Source organism: Nodosilinea sp. E11, from assembly GCF_032813545.1.
Classification (GTDB): Bacteria; Cyanobacteriota; Cyanobacteriia; order Phormidesmidales; family Phormidesmidaceae; genus Nodosilinea.
This window is the reverse complement of sequence record NZ_CP136520.1, coordinates 692,492-708,046: the sequence shown is the minus strand read 5'-3', so window position 1 is coordinate 708,046 and position 15,555 is coordinate 692,492. Positions and strand designations below refer to the sequence as shown.

15 protein-coding genes are annotated in these 15,555 nt (G+C 57.1%); 3 read left to right on the top strand and 12 right to left on the bottom strand.

Going from position 1 to position 15,555, the window contains the following annotated elements:
* Positions 1-24: 24 nt before the first annotated feature.
* From RRF56_RS05620 to RRF56_RS05575, 10 genes are all read right to left on the bottom strand, one after another.
* Complete coding sequence (locus RRF56_RS05620; RefSeq protein WP_317036653.1) at positions 25-1,242, bottom strand: glycosyltransferase family 1 protein; 1,218 nt, start codon at positions 1,240-1,242, stop codon at positions 25-27.
* Between the two features lie 472 nt (positions 1,243-1,714).
* On the bottom strand, positions 1,715-2,053 hold the full coding sequence (locus RRF56_RS05615) for a hypothetical protein (RefSeq protein ID WP_317036652.1): 339 nt from the start codon (positions 2,051-2,053) through the stop codon (positions 1,715-1,717).
* Between the two features lie 24 nt (positions 2,054-2,077).
* Positions 2,078-3,064: a glycoside hydrolase family 43 protein gene (locus RRF56_RS05610; protein WP_317036651.1), complete on the bottom strand. Its 987-nt coding sequence runs from the start codon at positions 3,062-3,064 to the stop codon at positions 2,078-2,080.
* 109 nt (positions 3,065-3,173) lie between these two features.
* Positions 3,174-3,980 carry a phytanoyl-CoA dioxygenase family protein gene (locus tag RRF56_RS05605; protein ID WP_317036650.1) on the bottom strand — a complete coding sequence of 269 codons (807 nt, stop codon included), beginning with the start codon at positions 3,978-3,980 and terminating at the stop codon, positions 3,174-3,176.
* Between the two features lie 286 nt (positions 3,981-4,266).
* A complete protein-coding gene (locus RRF56_RS05600; RefSeq protein WP_317036649.1) occupies positions 4,267-4,497 on the bottom strand; it encodes a hypothetical protein in 231 nt (76 codons plus the stop codon).
* Positions 4,498-4,503: 6 nt separating this feature from the next.
* Complete coding sequence (gene galK / locus RRF56_RS05595; protein WP_317036648.1) at positions 4,504-5,562, bottom strand: galactokinase; 1,059 nt, start codon at positions 5,560-5,562, stop codon at positions 4,504-4,506.
* A complete protein-coding gene (locus tag RRF56_RS05590) occupies positions 5,562-6,665 on the bottom strand; it encodes a M24 family metallopeptidase (protein WP_317036647.1) in 1,104 nt (367 codons plus the stop codon). Before RRF56_RS05590 ends, galK begins: the two co-directional genes overlap by 1 nt.
* A 238-nt stretch (positions 6,666-6,903) precedes the next feature.
* The gene (galT, locus tag RRF56_RS05585; protein ID WP_410510539.1) at positions 6,904-8,004 is read right to left on the bottom strand and encodes a galactose-1-phosphate uridylyltransferase; all 1,101 of its coding nucleotides are present in this window, start codon (positions 8,002-8,004) and stop codon (positions 6,904-6,906) included.
* Positions 7,916-9,913: a glycoside hydrolase family 2 protein gene (locus RRF56_RS05580; RefSeq protein ID WP_317036645.1), complete on the bottom strand. Its 1,998-nt coding sequence runs from the start codon at positions 9,911-9,913 to the stop codon at positions 7,916-7,918. Before RRF56_RS05580 ends, galT begins: the two co-directional genes overlap by 89 nt.
* A gap of 483 nt (positions 9,914-10,396) precedes the next feature.
* The gene (locus RRF56_RS05575; protein WP_317036644.1) at positions 10,397-11,707 is read right to left on the bottom strand and encodes an NAD(P)/FAD-dependent oxidoreductase; all 1,311 of its coding nucleotides are present in this window, start codon (positions 11,705-11,707) and stop codon (positions 10,397-10,399) included.
* Positions 11,708-11,919: 212 nt separating this feature from the next.
* Between RRF56_RS05575 and RRF56_RS05570 the strand changes: the two genes are divergently transcribed.
* The gene (locus RRF56_RS05570) at positions 11,920-12,573 is read left to right on the top strand and encodes an MOSC domain-containing protein (protein WP_317036643.1); all 654 of its coding nucleotides are present in this window, start codon (positions 11,920-11,922) and stop codon (positions 12,571-12,573) included.
* Here the strand turns inward: RRF56_RS05570 and RRF56_RS05565 are convergent.
* Together RRF56_RS05565 and RRF56_RS05560 are read right to left on the bottom strand one after the other, a co-directional pair.
* Positions 12,570-12,800 carry a hypothetical protein gene (locus RRF56_RS05565; RefSeq protein WP_317036642.1) on the bottom strand — a complete coding sequence of 77 codons (231 nt, stop codon included), beginning with the start codon at positions 12,798-12,800 and terminating at the stop codon, positions 12,570-12,572. The genes RRF56_RS05570 and RRF56_RS05565 overlap by 4 nt on opposite strands.
* A 172-nt stretch (positions 12,801-12,972) precedes the next feature.
* Positions 12,973-13,215, bottom strand: coding sequence for a hypothetical protein (locus tag RRF56_RS05560; protein WP_317036641.1), 243 nt, complete (start codon positions 13,213-13,215; stop codon positions 12,973-12,975).
* Positions 13,216-13,504: 289 nt separating this feature from the next.
* Here RRF56_RS05560 and RRF56_RS05555 point away from each other — a divergent pair, with 289 nt between their 5' ends.
* The gene (locus RRF56_RS05555) at positions 13,505-14,212 is read left to right on the top strand and encodes a Crp/Fnr family transcriptional regulator (protein ID WP_317036640.1); all 708 of its coding nucleotides are present in this window, start codon (positions 13,505-13,507) and stop codon (positions 14,210-14,212) included.
* Positions 14,213-14,382: 170 nt separating this feature from the next.
* Positions 14,383-15,537 carry a Gfo/Idh/MocA family oxidoreductase gene (locus tag RRF56_RS05550; protein WP_317036639.1) on the top strand — a complete coding sequence of 385 codons (1,155 nt, stop codon included), beginning with the start codon at positions 14,383-14,385 and terminating at the stop codon, positions 15,535-15,537.
* The last annotated feature ends 18 nt before the right edge of the window (positions 15,538-15,555 follow it).

Below are 15,555 nucleotides of genomic sequence, written 5' to 3'. Positions count from 1 at the left end.
GGGGGCTACTCCCTGCGGTGAACATTAGATCGCTAGCTGGTCAAGATCGGCGGCGATCGCCGTCGGATATTGGGTCTTGGATTGAGTGGTCTTGGATGGGGCGGTCTTAGATCGAAGGGGCTGGCGAGCATTGGCGGCGATCGCTGCCTCAATTCGCTCATTCATGGCTTCCCAGGTCAGATCCCAGGAGGTTTGGGCGAGAAACTCATCCACCCGGTCGAGCCAATCGGCAGGGGTTTGCTGGGGATCAAGAGCGGTGGCGATCGCCTCCACAAATTCCGGTACCGTATCGGCAATGTGCACCAATTTCTCATCGCCGTAGGGCCGCACCACATCCCGAATCGAGGTAGACACCACGGGTTTGCCAGCGGCCAGGTACTCCGGCGTTTTGGTCGGGCTGATGAACCGGGTCGATTCATTGCGGGCAAAGGGCAGCAGAGCCACATCCCAACCGGCTAGATAGCTGGGCAATTCTGGATAGGACTTGCCCCCGAGATAGTGAATGTTGGGACGCTGGGGGAGGGAAGCCTCGTCAATTTTGGCGATCGGGCCAACCATGACCAAATGCCAGTCGGGCCGCGCCTGGGCAATGCCATCCAGCAATTCCAGATCCATCCGTTCGTCGATCACCCCATAAAATCCCAACCGGGGATGAGGAATATGGGCTTGATCGGGGGGCTCTGGTAGGGGCTGGCGAGCTTGGGCAAAGTGGACCGCTTCAATGCTGCTGGGGAAGGCATGGACGCTGGTATGTTGGTGCCGCTTGGCCTCGTAGAGGCTATGGCCCCCCGTAAAGACGAGATCCGCCAGCTTAAATAATTGGGCTTCCCAGGCTTGCAGTTGGGGATGGGCTCCCCTGAAAGCAGAAAGCTCGTCCATACAGTCGTACACCACAGCGGAAGACGGCAAATGTTGGGTAAACGGCACCGCCATGGGTGTGTAATACCAGTGGATCGGCTGTTGCATTTGAGCCTCGGCCAACAGGGTGCTCAACAACTGTTGCAAGGAGAGGATAAAAGCCTCGTCGCTGAGGCTTTCGGACATATGGGGAACAACGATCCATACACCACTCTCACGCTGACTCAGGTCGAGCCAGGAGGTTTCGTCAGGAACAGCGATCGCCTCCTCCACAATAAAAACCCGGCGAGCCTGGGCACAGCGGTTAAGCAAATGTTGGGGTCGCTGGTAAACAAAATCCCACCGGAGATGAGAGAAGCAAATCAAATCTGGTATTTCAGGCACTGGGGGGTCTAGCTTTGTACCTTCAGGCCACCGTAAACCAAGAGATGTGGTAATTTTCTCTGAATGAGACTGATCTTCTAGCGAATTTTTTTCAGGAAATCTTCTATTTAAAGAGCTTTCTGAAACGTAGTGGGTTGACATTTTCACCTCTCAGTCCAAAAGTTTGGCAAACTAATGCTCTTAAAATTGTGGCTTTTGCTTAGAGCTAGTGCCGGTAAGATTTAAGGCGAAACTCTATGGATTGCATAGCTTTTTGCTAAAACAACAATCGATTTTCAGTTTTGAAAAGTATTCAATCTCATCCGCCACTTCAGGCATCGCTAAAGATCGCTAGTGGGGCTGACACCTTTAGAGTAGGAGGTTTGTTTTGATTGGAAACATCTCTTTTGGTAGAAGTTTAAACAACCAAAGGTCATGTATTTATAAGACTCGAATGACCGTTTTTTGTGAACTGGGCCTCCGACTCGTCTGCTTACCACCGAACGGTAACTACTACAGAATCTTTTTCTGCCCACCAGCAATGGGCTACACCAGGAAGCCAGAGGACATAGTCTCCCTGAGCGGCCAGCAAGATGTCGCCCTCGGGGAACTGTAGGCAAAAGCGACCGCTAACCAGGATAGAGAGGGTCGTGGTGTCGGCGGGTTCTGTCCATTCAGAACGGCGATCGCCCGCTTGATGAACGCCCCATTTAACTTCCAGTGCGGCGGTCGAGCGGGGACTGTCAGATGGGGTGATAAACGAGCCTACAAACCAGCCTCGCCGGTTTGCTCCATCGCTATAGGCATTACCCGTGGTGATGTTGGATGGCATTCCAATACCCTGTTTCGAAGCCAACTAAAACGCTTGGGGGGTCCAGGTTGGCCCTTTACATCGAGGGCCTGCCTCTGTCCACAGCAGTCGATCGATACAGAGCCGTCGTGCGGTCATTGCTGGATCCCAGGCATGGTAAACCAAGTACTCGGATTGGTTGTCAGGATGTAGGGCGATCGAGTTGTGGCCGGGGCCGAGCACAGAACCGGGCCGCGATCGCAGCACCCGTGGCCCTTGCTCATTCCCACTGTCTGAGTATGGCCCCAGAACGTGATCGGCCACACCGTAGTCAACGCCGTAGCTGTCCGTTTCCCACCGTCCACCGCTATAGAAGCAGTAGTAGCGATCGCCCTGCTTTCGCACGCAGGGGCCTTCTAAGGTATGCCAATCGTAGGTGCCGCCGTACATGGGGCGATCGGCCAAAAACCGCTGCCAGTCGTGCCGTGCCCGCAGCACGACTCTGGGTTCTGCGGCGAGGGTGGTCATGGTTGAGAGGCGATCGACCACCAGGGCCGTGCCCGCCCGCACCCCCTGCACCGTATCCAAAAAATCCTGGGCGTAGAAGAGATACCACTGCCCATCGTCGTCCTGAAAAGGGCTGGGATCAATGGCAAAGGCACAGGTTTTTGGATCGATTAACGACTCGCCGACATCCTGATAAGGCCCCAGCGGGTCGGCGCTGGTGGCCACCCGTAGCTGGTGGTTTTTATCGCCATGGCCAACCGAATAGTAGAGGTAGAAAGTGCCCTCATGGTGCGCTACTTCTGGTGCCCAAAAGTTGTCTCCCAAGGTTGGATCGGGCCGCAGCAAAGCATTCCCGGCAGGTTGCCACTGCACCAAGTCCTCGGATTGCAGCAGGGGAAAAACCCGCTGTTGATGAAGCTCATCCACCTCTCCAGCGGCTTCCGCTGGCCCTGTACCGATCGCATAGTAAATCCCCTGGTGTTGCCACACAAACGGGTCGGCAAAATACTTGGGGTAAACCGGATTGATATAGGTTTGCGTAGCCATGGTTTGACCCAATTGATTAGTCTGTCAAACTAAAGGTGACAGGTGGGTGGGGTTGGAGGCTTAAAGTTCAGGGTTCAAGGTTCGAGGGAATCCTTGAACCCTGAACCGCCTAATATTCGAACTTTACATAGGTTTCTGTGGCGTTGTCGGATAGCTGCTCGACGGTGTTACACCGCAGCAACTGCTGGTGTTCTGGCGATAGCCCATTGTAGTAGGCTTGCTCTAGGGTTAAATCTACCTTGTGGGTATGAAGCCAGTGCATGACGTACCCCATCACCACCATCGGGCGGGGTTCAGGAGTGCGGTTGGGGGTGCCCCGGTGGAGGGCCAGGGGCGATCGCACCATCACATCTCCCGGCTGCATATAAAACTGCTCCATCGCAATTTCGCCCGCTTGAATTTTGACTAGGCCTGCTTCGCGAGACATGACATGGGTGCCCCGCGCCATCTCAAAGGGGCCGTTGTCGGCGGTGACTTCGACCAGGGGAAAGTTGACCGCCAGGGCATAGAGCGGCGTCACGATCTGGTCAGAAAAGAGGGGGCGAAAGTCGCGGTGAATATCCTGATACTCTGACCCCTGCATGGGAACATCAGCGGCCAACTGTACCAGCTTATATTCCTGATAAAAGACGCGATCGAGAATACCTAGAATAGTCGGGTTGGCGAAGACGCCCGGATTGGCAAATGGGGTAACCCAGGGCAGAGTAACGTAGCCGCGAGCGGTGCCTCGGGGGGCAACACCACCGGGTTGTTGCTGCCGCTGATGAAATAGGGCATCAAAGGCAGCTTTCCAGTCGTCAATTAGGGTACGATCAAATAATCCACGAATGATGCAAATTCCATCGCGATTTAAGTCTGCTGCAAGTTGATCTAAATCGGTTGAATTAAATGTTGTTGTGGGAATGCTTTGAATCATTTTGCAAGGCGCTAAAGGGAGAGTTAGGGATGACATCCTGCTGCTGAGATTCAGTGAGCAGAACAAAATGTACCCTTAGCTATATTTCTATTCTCCCCATTAGCAGAGTCGGAATGCCTATGATTCTGTGGATTCTTCAAAAATCTCAATTTCTTTTGGTGGATGGCTATGCTGGAGGAGTTGTACCATCTCCGAATCCCATAACCCCGATGCTCAATGGGCTGATTGCGTAGGGGCAAATGGTGTTTGCCTGGCCCAGCCGGGGCTAGCCAAGTCGGATTCGGGATTAGAGCCAGTCGGTCGAAAATCGGTCGTCTTCGAGGGGCGATGGTGGCTCGTCGGATCGCACAATTTTGGTTTCGGCTGGAGCCGTGAAGAACCCCAGTTTAACTTGATTTTCTAGGGACGAAAGCAGTAGATGGGCCGCTTCGATCGCCTCTGCAATGGCCCCTTCGATATCTTCCTCAGCGGAAGGAGACAGGGTTTTCAAGTGGGTTTGGGGTGGTTTGCTGTTCATGGCGGTTTAGCTAACGAGGATGTGTCCGTGGTTGCCGGTGCGGTTGTACTGGTCAAGGGTGGATTGGGCGATCGCCTCCCCTCTGCCCTCGGTCACCAGGGCTACACAGGCTCCGCCAAATCCAGCTCCAGTGAGGCGGGCACCCAAGACATCGGGGGTAGTTTGAAGGATGTCTACCAGGGTGTCGAGGGCGGGGACAGAGACTTCGTAGTCGTCGCGCAGGCTGGCGTGGGAATCGTTCATTAGCTTCCCGAAGGCGGCGGCGGTAATGCCCTCTAGGGCTTTCAGTACCCGGTTATTTTCGGTGATCACATGGCGGGCACGCTGGCGGAGAGGTTCAGGCAATGGCTCGGCCTGCTGGGGGTCGGTGATGTCGCGCAGGGCTTTGACGCCGAGTTGGTCGGCGGCGGCTTCGCATTCGGCCCGGCGCTGGTTGTAGCCGCTGGTGGCCAGCGATCGCGCCACGCCACTGTCGATCACGACAATCTCTGCGCCTGGGGGGAAGGGCAAAATTTGGCGATCGAGGGTGCGGGTATCGAGAAACAGCATGTGATCGGTATCGGCCAGGCTGGAGGCCATCTGGTCGAGAATGCCGCAGCTCACCCCGGCATACTGGATTTCGGCCTGCTGACCGAGCTGGGCGATCTCCACATCGTCTAAGGGGAGGTGGAGGAGCGATCGCAATCCCCTTAGGGTGGCCACCTCCAGCGCTGCACTACTGGATAGCCCAGAACCGATGGGAACGGACGACGTGACGAAGATATTTAAAGGCGGAATTTTGTGCCCGGCGGCTGCCAAAACGCGAATGCAGCCGTCAATGTAGCGGGCAAAGCCCTCGGGAGAAGCACCTGCGGGGTCGAAGTCCACCCGTTCCTCTAATTCAGCAGAGTAAAAATGGTGGCGATCGTCGGGGCTGAAACCAATGGCAACGGTGGTGTGCTGGGGAATGGCGGTGGGCAGCACAAACCCATCGTTGTAGTCGGTGTGTTCGCCCAGCAGGTTCACCCGTCCGGGGGCGAGGGCTTCTACGGCGGGGGCGGCGTTGAAAATCTGGGTATAGTTCATCAGGCGCGCTCCAGGGGCATCGATCGCAGCCGTCCGGCAATCTCCTGGTGGGGAAACTGGGGGTCAAAACTCAGGTTTTCCAAGCGGTTATCGGCGTGCAAAACAAAGGTGTCCTCAACCTTGGCCCCTGGAATGCTGGGGTTCCAGGCCAGGATCATGGCAGCAGCGAGGCGATCGCCCGTCTCTGCGGTCGCGATCACTTCCCGCGCCCCATAGCCAGCGGTGCCCCCCTGGTGGTGTTCCCGAATCGCGTTAGGGAACCCGTGCTGTTCGTAGGCCGTGGCCAATGTCTGATGGATCTCATTCAGCGGCGCATCCACCTGGGAGTGAGCCAGGGCAACGGCTTCAATCTCAGCGATCGTGCGATGGCGTTGCCGGTCCGCCTCCGATAATTTCTCGAAGAACACAAAGCGGGTCAGGCTGACAATCAGCCCATGCCCTCGCGCACAAAACACCAGCATCGCCTGGCGACCCAGGGTTTCGCCGCTGGGTAGGGGGTGGCGGTAGAGGGGAAGGCGGCGATCGCCCGCAGCTAGCGTCAGCACCGGATGTAGCCCCCTAGACCACATCGCTTCTGCCCCCGCTCCCGCCAATTGGTCTTCTGTCCAGGTCGGTTGGGCTCGGGTTAACACCTCGGTCATCGCTTCGCTGGCCAGCCGTCCCACCTGGCGATAGCGATCGAGTTCGCTGGGCAACATCACCCTGCGGTGGTGAATGAGGGATGCGGGTAGGGCAGCTTCAGAGGATTGTTTTGGCTTGTCACTCAGCACCTGGCCGCCCCCCGTCGCCTCCCGCACAAAGGCTTCCCGCGCAGAGTCTTCTGCCCAGGGGTTGACCTGAAGCTGGTAGGGAGACCCCTCGGGTAGTTCCTCATCTTTCAGCCGCTGGGCCTCGATTTCATCGGTCAGCACCCAGGCATTGGTGGGCGTTACCAGTACCTCCGCCACCCCCGTTTCAGCGGCCAACAGCACCGTGTTGGAACCTCCAGCCGTCGCCCAGGCAAACCAATCGGTGCCCCGCAAACGAATTCCGGCGGCGTCCGTTTGCTGGAGCGTATGCCGCAGCACGGCCAATTTTTCAGAAATTTCTTCTAACCGATTCATGGCATAAATTGCTCTGCTCAGTGGTTAATGATGACTCATTGCTCAGGCGACTTCTGAAAAACAGTTTCCCTAATGGTGGGCAGTGCCCACCCTACAGCGGCTGCTTCGTTTAGCCAAAGTAAAGACCTCCCTTAATACGAAATCTGCCATGAGAAACCCCGATTTAAAACAGGCACCCCGTAGGGGCATTGCACTGCAATGCCCCTACTAATCGGGCGTAGCCAGGTAGGACTCAACATTAAACACGCGTGACTTCTTCCAGCTCAACCTTAACGGCCTGCAATTCCTTGGCTTTTTCTTCCGGCAGCGCATCATTGGCAAACATGCCCGCCGCCAGTTCGGTTCCGGCTAAATACTTGAGCCGGTCAGAGGTGCGATAGGGGGGATAAAATTGAGCGTGAAGGTGCCATTCTGGGTGGGCTTCTCCATTCACGGGTGCTTGAAACCAGGCCATCAGGTAGGGAAATGGGCGCTGCCACAGGCCGTCGTATTTTAGGGTCACGGTCTTTAGCGCTCGGGCTAAGCCCGTCCGTTGATTGGGCGTTAGAGCCTGAAAGGTGGCCACGGGTTGAATTGGGGCAATCCAGACTTCATAGGGATAGCGGGCGCATACGGGAACAAAGGCGATCGCCCACTCATCCCGATACAAAATCCGCTGATCATCCTCAATCTCCGCCTGAATCAAATCCTCTAACAATCCTCGCTGGTGCTGCTGATAATGCTCCTGCTGACACGCTCCCATGCGAGCTGGCACTGGCGGCACAAAGGGATAGGCGTAAATTTGCCCGTGGGGATGGTGCAGCGTCACCCCCACTTCGACCCCTTTATTCTCAAAGGGGAGGACGTACTGAATGTGGGAATGCTGGCTGATGGCCTGGGTGCGATCGCCCCACACCTGAAACAGCAGCTCAATATGGTCTAGCGGTAGCGAACTCAGGGCCGCCTGGGGGTCTTGGGTAAACACCACCACCTCACAGGCACCGTTGGCGGGCACCGTGTCCACAATTTCATGCGGCGCATCCGTCGCTGACGAAATCAGCGACGGAAAGCGATTGTCAAATACCGCAATATCGTAGTTGCCCTGGGGTAGCTCTGTAGGGAACTGCGGGTCTTTGGTAGGAGCCAGCGGGTTGTACTCGGGGGGCGGCATGAAGGTGCGCCCCTGGCGATGGCTGGCATAGGCCACCCATTCCCCCCGCAGCGGGTGCCAGCGGAGGTGGGGATTGGCCTGAACGGGTTCACTACTCGGACTAGGCGCGATTATTCCCGCCGCAATGGGTGAGCGGCTGTACAGGGTGAGGTTGCGCCCATCTGGCTTCAAAAGCGTCTGGGAATGCATGTTCCATTTGGGCCTGTGCTACTTTTGCAGACTCTTGCAGCATAGACGGAGCATCCTCCCCCATCCCCCTACCCAAAGTGGCAGATGCGATCGCCTCGATAGGGAATTTTGGCGTGCGATCGATGTATAACAGCCCGTTGGCCTCCTGAAAGGTATCGGTCAGTTGGGTGTAGCAGAAACCACTAAACATTTCCACCCGATTCACCGTTTGCAGCAGCGCCGCATACTGCCGCTGAAACTCCAGGGCATTGTCGGAGCGGGCATAGCCCCAGGTGCTGTTCTGTTCTTCGGGTTTGGTACAGGCAATGCCGCCAAACTCGGTCAGCATAATCGGCTGTCCTTGGTGGGGGTAGCCGTCTAGGGTCAGCACCCGACCGCCGGGACGCTGCCGATCGAACAGATCCGTCAGCTTTACCTCAGGCCCGTAGCGTTTTGCCACGCTGTGGGGTTGGGTGTCGTAGTCGTGGATCGCCAGAATATCGGTGGCCGTACTTTCCCAGCCATCGTTGCCGATTACCGGGCGGGTGGGGTCGAGGGTTTTGGTCAGGTGGTACAGTGCCTGAACACAGTGACGATGGGCCGGGGTTGCCGTCAGGTCGGGCACACCCCAGGACTCGTTGAACGGCACCCAGACCACAATGCAGGGATGACTGGCATCGCGCTCAATCACCTCTGTCCATTCCTTCGTCAGCCGTTCCACCGCCTTGGGGGTAAAGCGGTAGGCACTGGGCATTTCTTCCCAGACCATTAGCCCCAGCACATCGGCCCAGTACAGAAAGCGGGGGTCTTCAATTTTCTGGTGCTTACGCACGCCGTTGAAGCCCATTTGCTTAACCAGTTCCACATCGCGGCGCAGGGCGTCATCGGAAGGGGCGGTCATCAGGGTGTCTTCCCAGTAGCCCTGGTCGAGCACCAGCCGCAGATAGTAGGGATGGCCGTTGAGCATAAAGCGATCGCGCTGAATGCTCACCGTCCGCATGGCGGTATACGATCGCACCTCATCTACCATCTGCCCCTCGCACCACAGTTGAATCTGGGCATCGATCAGCGTTGGCTTCTCAGGGCTCCACAGCAACTCATTGCGATAGTCATCAATACCGGGGTCGGAGAGGGCGATGCGGCGGTGAATTTCGCCATTCAGCACCTCATACATATCGTTGACCAGGAGTTGTTTGCCCACGGTCAACCGCACCTTTAAGTGCATTTCCTTTTGTGAGTCGCCAGAAACAAAGCCCTCAAAGCCAATTTCCCAGCGCTCGAAATGAGGAGTCCACTTGATGCGATCGATATAGGTAGCCGGAACTTCTTCTAGCCACACCGTTTGCCAAATGCCGCTGGTGCGGGGATACCAGATGCTGTGAGGGTTCTGCTGCCAGTCTTGCTTACCTCGGGGTTTGGCCAAGTCGTGGGGGTCGTCTGCGGCCCAGAGGGTTACGGTCTGCCGGCCATCGGGGCGCAGGACAGAGGTGATATCCATCGAGAAGGGGGTGTGGCCGCCCTCGTGGTCAATCATAAACTCGCCGTTGACCCACACCCGCGCCCGGTAATCGACCGCGCCAAAGTGGAGCAGGACGCGTTGGCCTTTGGCTGGTTTTTGACCATCCCCCTCGGCTAATACTTCAAACTCTCGCTCGTACCAGCAATTTGGATGAAACCCCTGGTCATGAATACCACTGCGGATAGATTCGGGAGCGAAGGGAACTTCGATAGTCTGATTCCACGCTTTGACATCGTTGGGTCGTGCATAGCGCCCTTCGTCATCGTAGGTGAACTTCCAGGAGCCATTCAGCGAGGTCCATTGAGAACGCTGAAGCTGAGGACGGGGGTAGGCTGAGATGGCCTGCGCTCGAATGTTGGGCGTCAAGTCGCAGGGGTATTCTTCTTCAAGACATTTACCGAAGAATTTCATGGGGGTGTCTAACCAAACTGCATTTGTTCAAACTGCATCTGTTAAGGATGCCCTCTGATTGCTCCCTAACTAACTCTATTCTCGCAGTTATTTACCTCTACAACCCAGATTTAATACCTGATAACGCTGCAAAAAAACCTTAAGTAAGGCTGCTTTGCAATGCTGCTGTGGCCGCAAAACGATTGGGGATTGATTTGTTAAAAGGGGCAAAATTCTACAGATTCCCTCTTGTCAGACTAGCATTAGTCAAAAACTGACTCCGGGCTATGAATCTTGTTCGCCTGGTAGGTGCGGTGGTGTCTATGCTGCCTAGACAGCTTTTTGCGTTATCGAGCGATCGGACAGGCTGGCCCCTGTTTAATCGTGAATTTGCCCTGGCTACTGGGCCTAGTACAGCCTGGCGTTAATTGGCTACCCATTCCTGACACCTGAAACCGAGCACCTGAGACCCGAATCAGAGTGCTGCATTTACGCCGCAGAGGACTAGGGCAAGGTCAGCGCTTTCCAGGCAATGCGGGGGGCGAGGAGGTGGGTGGGTGGTTTGGTCAGGTGGGCCACCTCAATAAAAGCGCAGTGAATTTGAGGGTCGTGGTTGGCGGCCTGGGTCACCCGGTCAAAGTAGCGCTGGAATTGTCGACTTAGCCAACCGGGGCGATCGCCGGTCGTCATCGGCCAGCGAAAATCTTCGCCTGTGGCCATCAGCCAGGGAGACAGTAGCTCTTGAGCTAACTGCTTTTGAAACCGACGGCCCTGCCCGCTTGTGGCAGAACGCTGCAAACAGCGATCTAACAGAGTTGCGCCCAGGGCGGCGGCGGTCATACCTTGGCCGTAAACCGGGTTAAACGCACAGACAGCATCGCCTAGGGCGACCACTCCATCAGGTAGATCGGCAAGCTGCTCGTAATGACGCCAGTGGTTGTCGGTGCGGCGGTAGCTGTGAATGGGCGAGATCGGCTCCCAATCCTGCATGGCCTGGGCTATGGATGGATCGCGCAAACTCTGGGCAAAGGCCAGAAATCCGGCCTCATCGGCTGGGGGATAGTCTTTTTCGATGCCGCTGAGGGTGACCACACAGCGATCGCCCTCTACCGGATAGAGCACCCCGCCCCGCCGAGTCACTCCCGGCTGAGACGCCACAATGATGCCCTTGGGAGGCCTGTGGGAGGGTCGCTGGTACCAGCGACTGGCGTAGCCTAAAAAGGAGTTGACGGTGGTGGCAGGGGGGCGTTGTAAACCCTGAGCTGCCAGCCAGTCGACCAGCTTAGAGTTGCGGCCCGAGGCATCGACCACCCAATCGGCGGCAAGGGTTTGGTCACCTCCGTCTTCTGCCAGTACCACCCCAGTGACGCGGGCGGCTTTTCCTTCAAACACCAGGCCAGTGACGGTGGTGGCGGCTTGTAGCTCAAAGCCCGGCATTTGCAACAGGCGATCGCGCAGGTACCACTCCAGCAGGGGCCGACTACAGATCAGGCCCTCTAGGTGTGACACATGCTGGGGCATCCAGTCCCAAGCGGTGAGAAACTGCCAGTCTGCGGTCCAGTCTAGGCGCAGGGCTCCCTGGGCAGTTAGGTCGGCAGTTAGGCTGGGAAACAGTGTCTCTAAAATCTGCTGCCCCCGCAGCAGCAAGGCATGGACATGCTGAGCCTGGGGAATGCCGGGCCGGGGGCCGGGGGCAGTGGGTAGGCGATCGCGCTCTAGCAGCGTCACCCGATCGGCGTGGTTGAGCAACACCCGCGCCGCTAGCAAACCGGCCACACTGCCACCAATTACCACTCCATGGGCTAGAGAAGCCATAGTGAATACCGGAAAAGTGCCTTATACCGAATCCGAATCCCCATACCCCCGATTCCCAACAGGCCAACTCGTAGGGGCGCAGGCCATGCGCCCTGCCGGAATCGGGGGTAACCCAGCAGGATTTGGTATCAATTCTATAACAGGTGCCTAGCTGCATTTAGTAGCCCATGGCTCCTGGGTTAAGCTAACTCCGGTGATGCGAGATCCGTGCGATGACCCCTCAAGTTGCAACCATTCAGGTTGGCCTGCCCCAGACCCTGGGCACCGACCATGCCTCCGACCCCATGGAGCAAACCTGGACTACCGGTTTTTTTAAGACGCCCGTAGAGGGAGAGCGATGGCTCAGCCTCACCAATCTGGCTGGCGATGGCCAGGCCGACCTCAAGAACCACGGTGGCCTTGACAAAGCCGTGCTGGCCTACAGTGGCGACCACTACAACTACTGGCGATCGCAGCTCGACCGCCCCGACCTGCCGCCCGGTGCCTTTGGCGAAAACTTTACGATCGTGGGGCAGACCGAAGCGACGGTCTGCGTTGGTGATGTCTATCAAATCGGCGAGGCCAGGGTGCAGGTGTCGCAGCCCCGGCAGCCCTGCTGGAAACTCTCCCGCCGCTGGCGAGTTGCCGATCTGGCCCTGCAAGTGAAGGCCAATGGCCGCACGGGGTGGTATTTTCGAGTGCTGCAAGCGGGCCTGGTGCAACCAGGGTTAGAGGTGCTGCTGTGCGATCGCCCTTTTCCTCAGTGGACCATTGCCCGCGCTAACCAGATCATGCACCACGATCGCGACAACCCAGCCGCCGTCGCCTTGGCGAACTGTCCACTGCTATCGCAAAATTGGCAAGCAAAACTGCTCCGGCAGCGCTAGGCGGGCTGAAGGTCTAGGGCGCACACCTGGGCAAGCTGGCGCGACACAATCCGCAGCTCGTGGGGGTAGCGGGGACGGGGGTCATTCACGAGCCAGATCGGCGGTACCATCGCGGCCTCGTAGCAATCAATTTCGTAGAGTAGGCCCGGCTGGTCGTCTAGCTCCACGACTGTGCCGGGTAGGTACTCAAACATCTCGTCCCAGTCGGTGGGGGATTGGCTATCCATGGCGCAGATTTGGCGTCGGTTTCAACGCCCAACAAAATGTACAAAAAAATGGCAGAGGATCAGGGATAGAACAACTGATATAGCTATGAAACGTCCTACATAGGGTCGGCTATAGCTATAATGGCTGGATTTTCTGGGAGGGCGTCACCCAAATGGGCTGCCCCTGAAGTTATCAACAGTAGAAATGGCGTCTGTCGAGCACCACTTCTCCGTGGTCGGGCACCCAGGCCACCCAGGCGTCAGCCGACTCCTGGCACAGCAACTTGGCTTCATCCGCTGCATACTCGGTGGGCGAGTGCAGCAGCTTGACCCAGGTGTCGCGGGTGTAGGTAATGTGGCAGACCAGATTCCAGTTCGCGGTGGGGCGGCTGGCGGCGATCGCGGCTTCGGTTTGAGAATTCAGTTGGAGGGCCATAGGCTCGGTTCCTATCGGGCTGACAAGGATCCATCTGCGCTGTCGCAGAGAAGATAGAAAGCTTTTTTCTGTATCCATTTTTACTAAATGCTGGCCAAAAAGCAGCTATCTAGCGGATAAGTTCACAAACCATGACAAAAATTGGCTTTGGCTAAGGGTGGTCCGGCAGTCCCGCGAAGGTCAGGCTGGCTGGGTTTCAATGCTTGGGGCTGGCTCGCTCAACCATCGCGCTCGATAGGGCTGTGGTGTAATGAAGGTTTGACCCAGCTTTTTCAAGCAGCGTTGCACTATGCCGGTAGATGTTCAGCAGCTTCAGAACAGTGCTCTATTTAAAGACTTAGAGCCCGCCCTGCTGGTGCAGTTAGCTGAGCACAGCCGCATTAAAGCCTACGACACCAGCGAGATTGTGTTTCATGAGGGCGATGCCTTGCCTGCCTGCCTTTACCTGCTGGTGACGGGGTCTCTGCGCTTAACCAAGGCCTCTGAATCGGGCAAGGAGACGATTTTGCGGCTGCTGTGGGCCGATCAGATGTTTGCGGCCCCGGCCCTGTTTGGCAATGGCCAGGCCCCAGCCACCGCGACAGCGATGGAGCCCATTGAGGTGCTGACCATTCAGCGAGAGGCTCTGCTTGAGGGGTTTCGCCAGGCCCCCGAATTGGCGCTGCACCTGCTGAGTATCTTTAACCAGCGGCTGCAGCATCTGCACGACCGGGTGCATGGGCTGGTGTCTGAGCGGGCGATCGTGCGGTTGATTCACTATCTAGACTATTTTGCGGCTAGGGCGGGCACCGAGCCGGTGCCCCAGGGTCAACGCCTGCGATCGCACCTCACCTATTACCAGATCGCCCGCAGCATTGGCATCACCTACGAAGAATGTGTGCGTCTGTTTAAGCAGCTCAATGGCGCAGTGGCCTACCAGCGGGGTGGCGAAATCACTATTCTCGACCCTGACCGGCTCGCTGCGATCGCTCAGCACCAGGCCAACCCCTCGGCCTGACCGAGGCCGTGGCCAGCCATTGCCCTAAAACTTCCCCCTTGGTCCTAGCCTAGGTGCCCCCTTAGCTAGAGGTTGAGAGCCGTTGCAGTTTTTAGGCTGAAGGGTAGGCGTGTCTTCAACCATGCTCCAGACCGCGCCCTAAAACTCCTCTAGCAACGCTCGGAACCCCCATGACACCTCCCCAACCCACCACTAACGGCCAGAGCCAGTCTGCTCAAGCAGAGCACCGCAAAATTCGCTACGCAGTCGTGGGCCTGGGTTGGTTTGCCCAGGTGGCGGCCCTGCCCGCGTTTCCTAGCACCGAGAAGTCTGAAGTTGTGGCTTTGGTTTCTGACGACCCCACCAAACTGAAGGAACTCAGTCAGCAATACGGCATTGCCCACACCTACAGCTACGACCAGTACGAAGACTGCCTCACCAGCGGGGCGATCGACGCTGTTTACATCGCTCTGCCCAACCACCTGCACTGTGAGTACACCGTGCGGGCCGCTAACCAGGGCATTCACGTACTGTGTGAAAAACCTATGGCTACGACCCCCGCTGAGGGTGAGCAGATGATTGAGGCCTGCCAGCGCAACGGCGTCAAGCTGATGATTGCCTACCGCTTGCATCTCGATCCGGCCAATTTGCAGGCAATAGAAATAGTGCAGTCGGGGCAAATTGGTGACCCCCGCATCTTCAACTCCGTCTTTTCTCAGCAGGTAGAGCAGGGCAATACTCGTCTACAACAGGCGACGGGCGGCGGCAGTTTAGAAGATATTGGCATCTACTGCATCAACGCAGCGCGGTATCTCTTTCAAGATGAACCGGTCGAGGTGTTTGCCGTAGCCGCCAACAATGGCGAAGCGCGCTTTGCCGAAGTCAATGAAATGACCAGCGTTATTCTCTGCTTTCCGCACCAGCGGCTGGCCACCTTTACCGTTAGCTTTGGCGCGAGTAAGGTCTCAACCTACCGGGTGATAGGCACCCAGGGCGATCTGCGCCTAGAACCCGCCTACAGCTGGCAGGGCGAAAGAACCCACCATCTCACGATCGATGGCGAAACTGAGACGCGTACCTTTGCTTCCCATAGTCAACTGGCGGGAGAGTTCGACTATTTTGCCGATAGCATTCTGCAAGACACCGATCTTGAGCCCTCGGGTTTAGAAGGGCTCAATGACATTCGCATTATTGAGGCGCTGCACCAGTCCATTCAGACGGGTAAGCCTGTGGCTATTTCTCCGTTAGACCACCACCAGCGCCCCACGCCAGCCATTGCTACCGTGCGTCCAGAAAACCCTACCCAACCTGACCCCGTTCACGCCGCCAGCCCAGGGGGATCTTAGGGTTGGGTCGGGTACTCC

Excerpts from the sequence above, each read along its gene's own strand:
- RRF56_RS05615 (WP_317036652.1), bottom strand. The coding sequence starts at position 2,053 with ATGCCATCCAACATCACCACGGGTAATGCCTATAGCGATGGAGCAAAC.
- RRF56_RS05610 (WP_317036651.1), bottom strand. The coding sequence starts at position 3,064 with ATGGCTACGCAAACCTATATCAATCCGGTTTACCCCAAGTATTTTGCC.
- RRF56_RS05605 (WP_317036650.1), bottom strand. The coding sequence starts at position 3,980 with ATGATTCAAAGCATTCCCACAACAACATTTAATTCAACCGATTTAGAT.
- RRF56_RS05600 (WP_317036649.1), bottom strand. The coding sequence starts at position 4,497 with ATGAACAGCAAACCACCCCAAACCCACTTGAAAACCCTGTCTCCTTCC.
- galK (WP_317036648.1), bottom strand. The coding sequence starts at position 5,562 with ATGAACTATACCCAGATTTTCAACGCCGCCCCCGCCGTAGAAGCCCTC.
- RRF56_RS05590 (WP_317036647.1), bottom strand. The coding sequence starts at position 6,665 with ATGAATCGGTTAGAAGAAATTTCTGAAAAATTGGCCGTGCTGCGGCAT.
- galT (WP_410510539.1), bottom strand. The coding sequence starts at position 8,004 with ATGCATTCCCAGACGCTTTTGAAGCCAGATGGGCGCAACCTCACCCTG.
- RRF56_RS05580 (WP_317036645.1), bottom strand. The coding sequence starts at position 9,913 with ATGAAATTCTTCGGTAAATGTCTTGAAGAAGAATACCCCTGCGACTTG.
- RRF56_RS05575 (WP_317036644.1), bottom strand. The coding sequence starts at position 11,707 with ATGGCTTCTCTAGCCCATGGAGTGGTAATTGGTGGCAGTGTGGCCGGT.
- RRF56_RS05570 (WP_317036643.1), top strand. The coding sequence starts at position 11,920 with ATGACCCCTCAAGTTGCAACCATTCAGGTTGGCCTGCCCCAGACCCTG.
- RRF56_RS05565 (WP_317036642.1), bottom strand. The coding sequence starts at position 12,800 with ATGGATAGCCAATCCCCCACCGACTGGGACGAGATGTTTGAGTACCTA.
- RRF56_RS05560 (WP_317036641.1), bottom strand. The coding sequence starts at position 13,215 with ATGGCCCTCCAACTGAATTCTCAAACCGAAGCCGCGATCGCCGCCAGC.
- RRF56_RS05555 (WP_317036640.1), top strand. The coding sequence starts at position 13,505 with ATGCCGGTAGATGTTCAGCAGCTTCAGAACAGTGCTCTATTTAAAGAC.
- RRF56_RS05550 (WP_317036639.1), top strand. The coding sequence starts at position 14,383 with ATGACACCTCCCCAACCCACCACTAACGGCCAGAGCCAGTCTGCTCAA.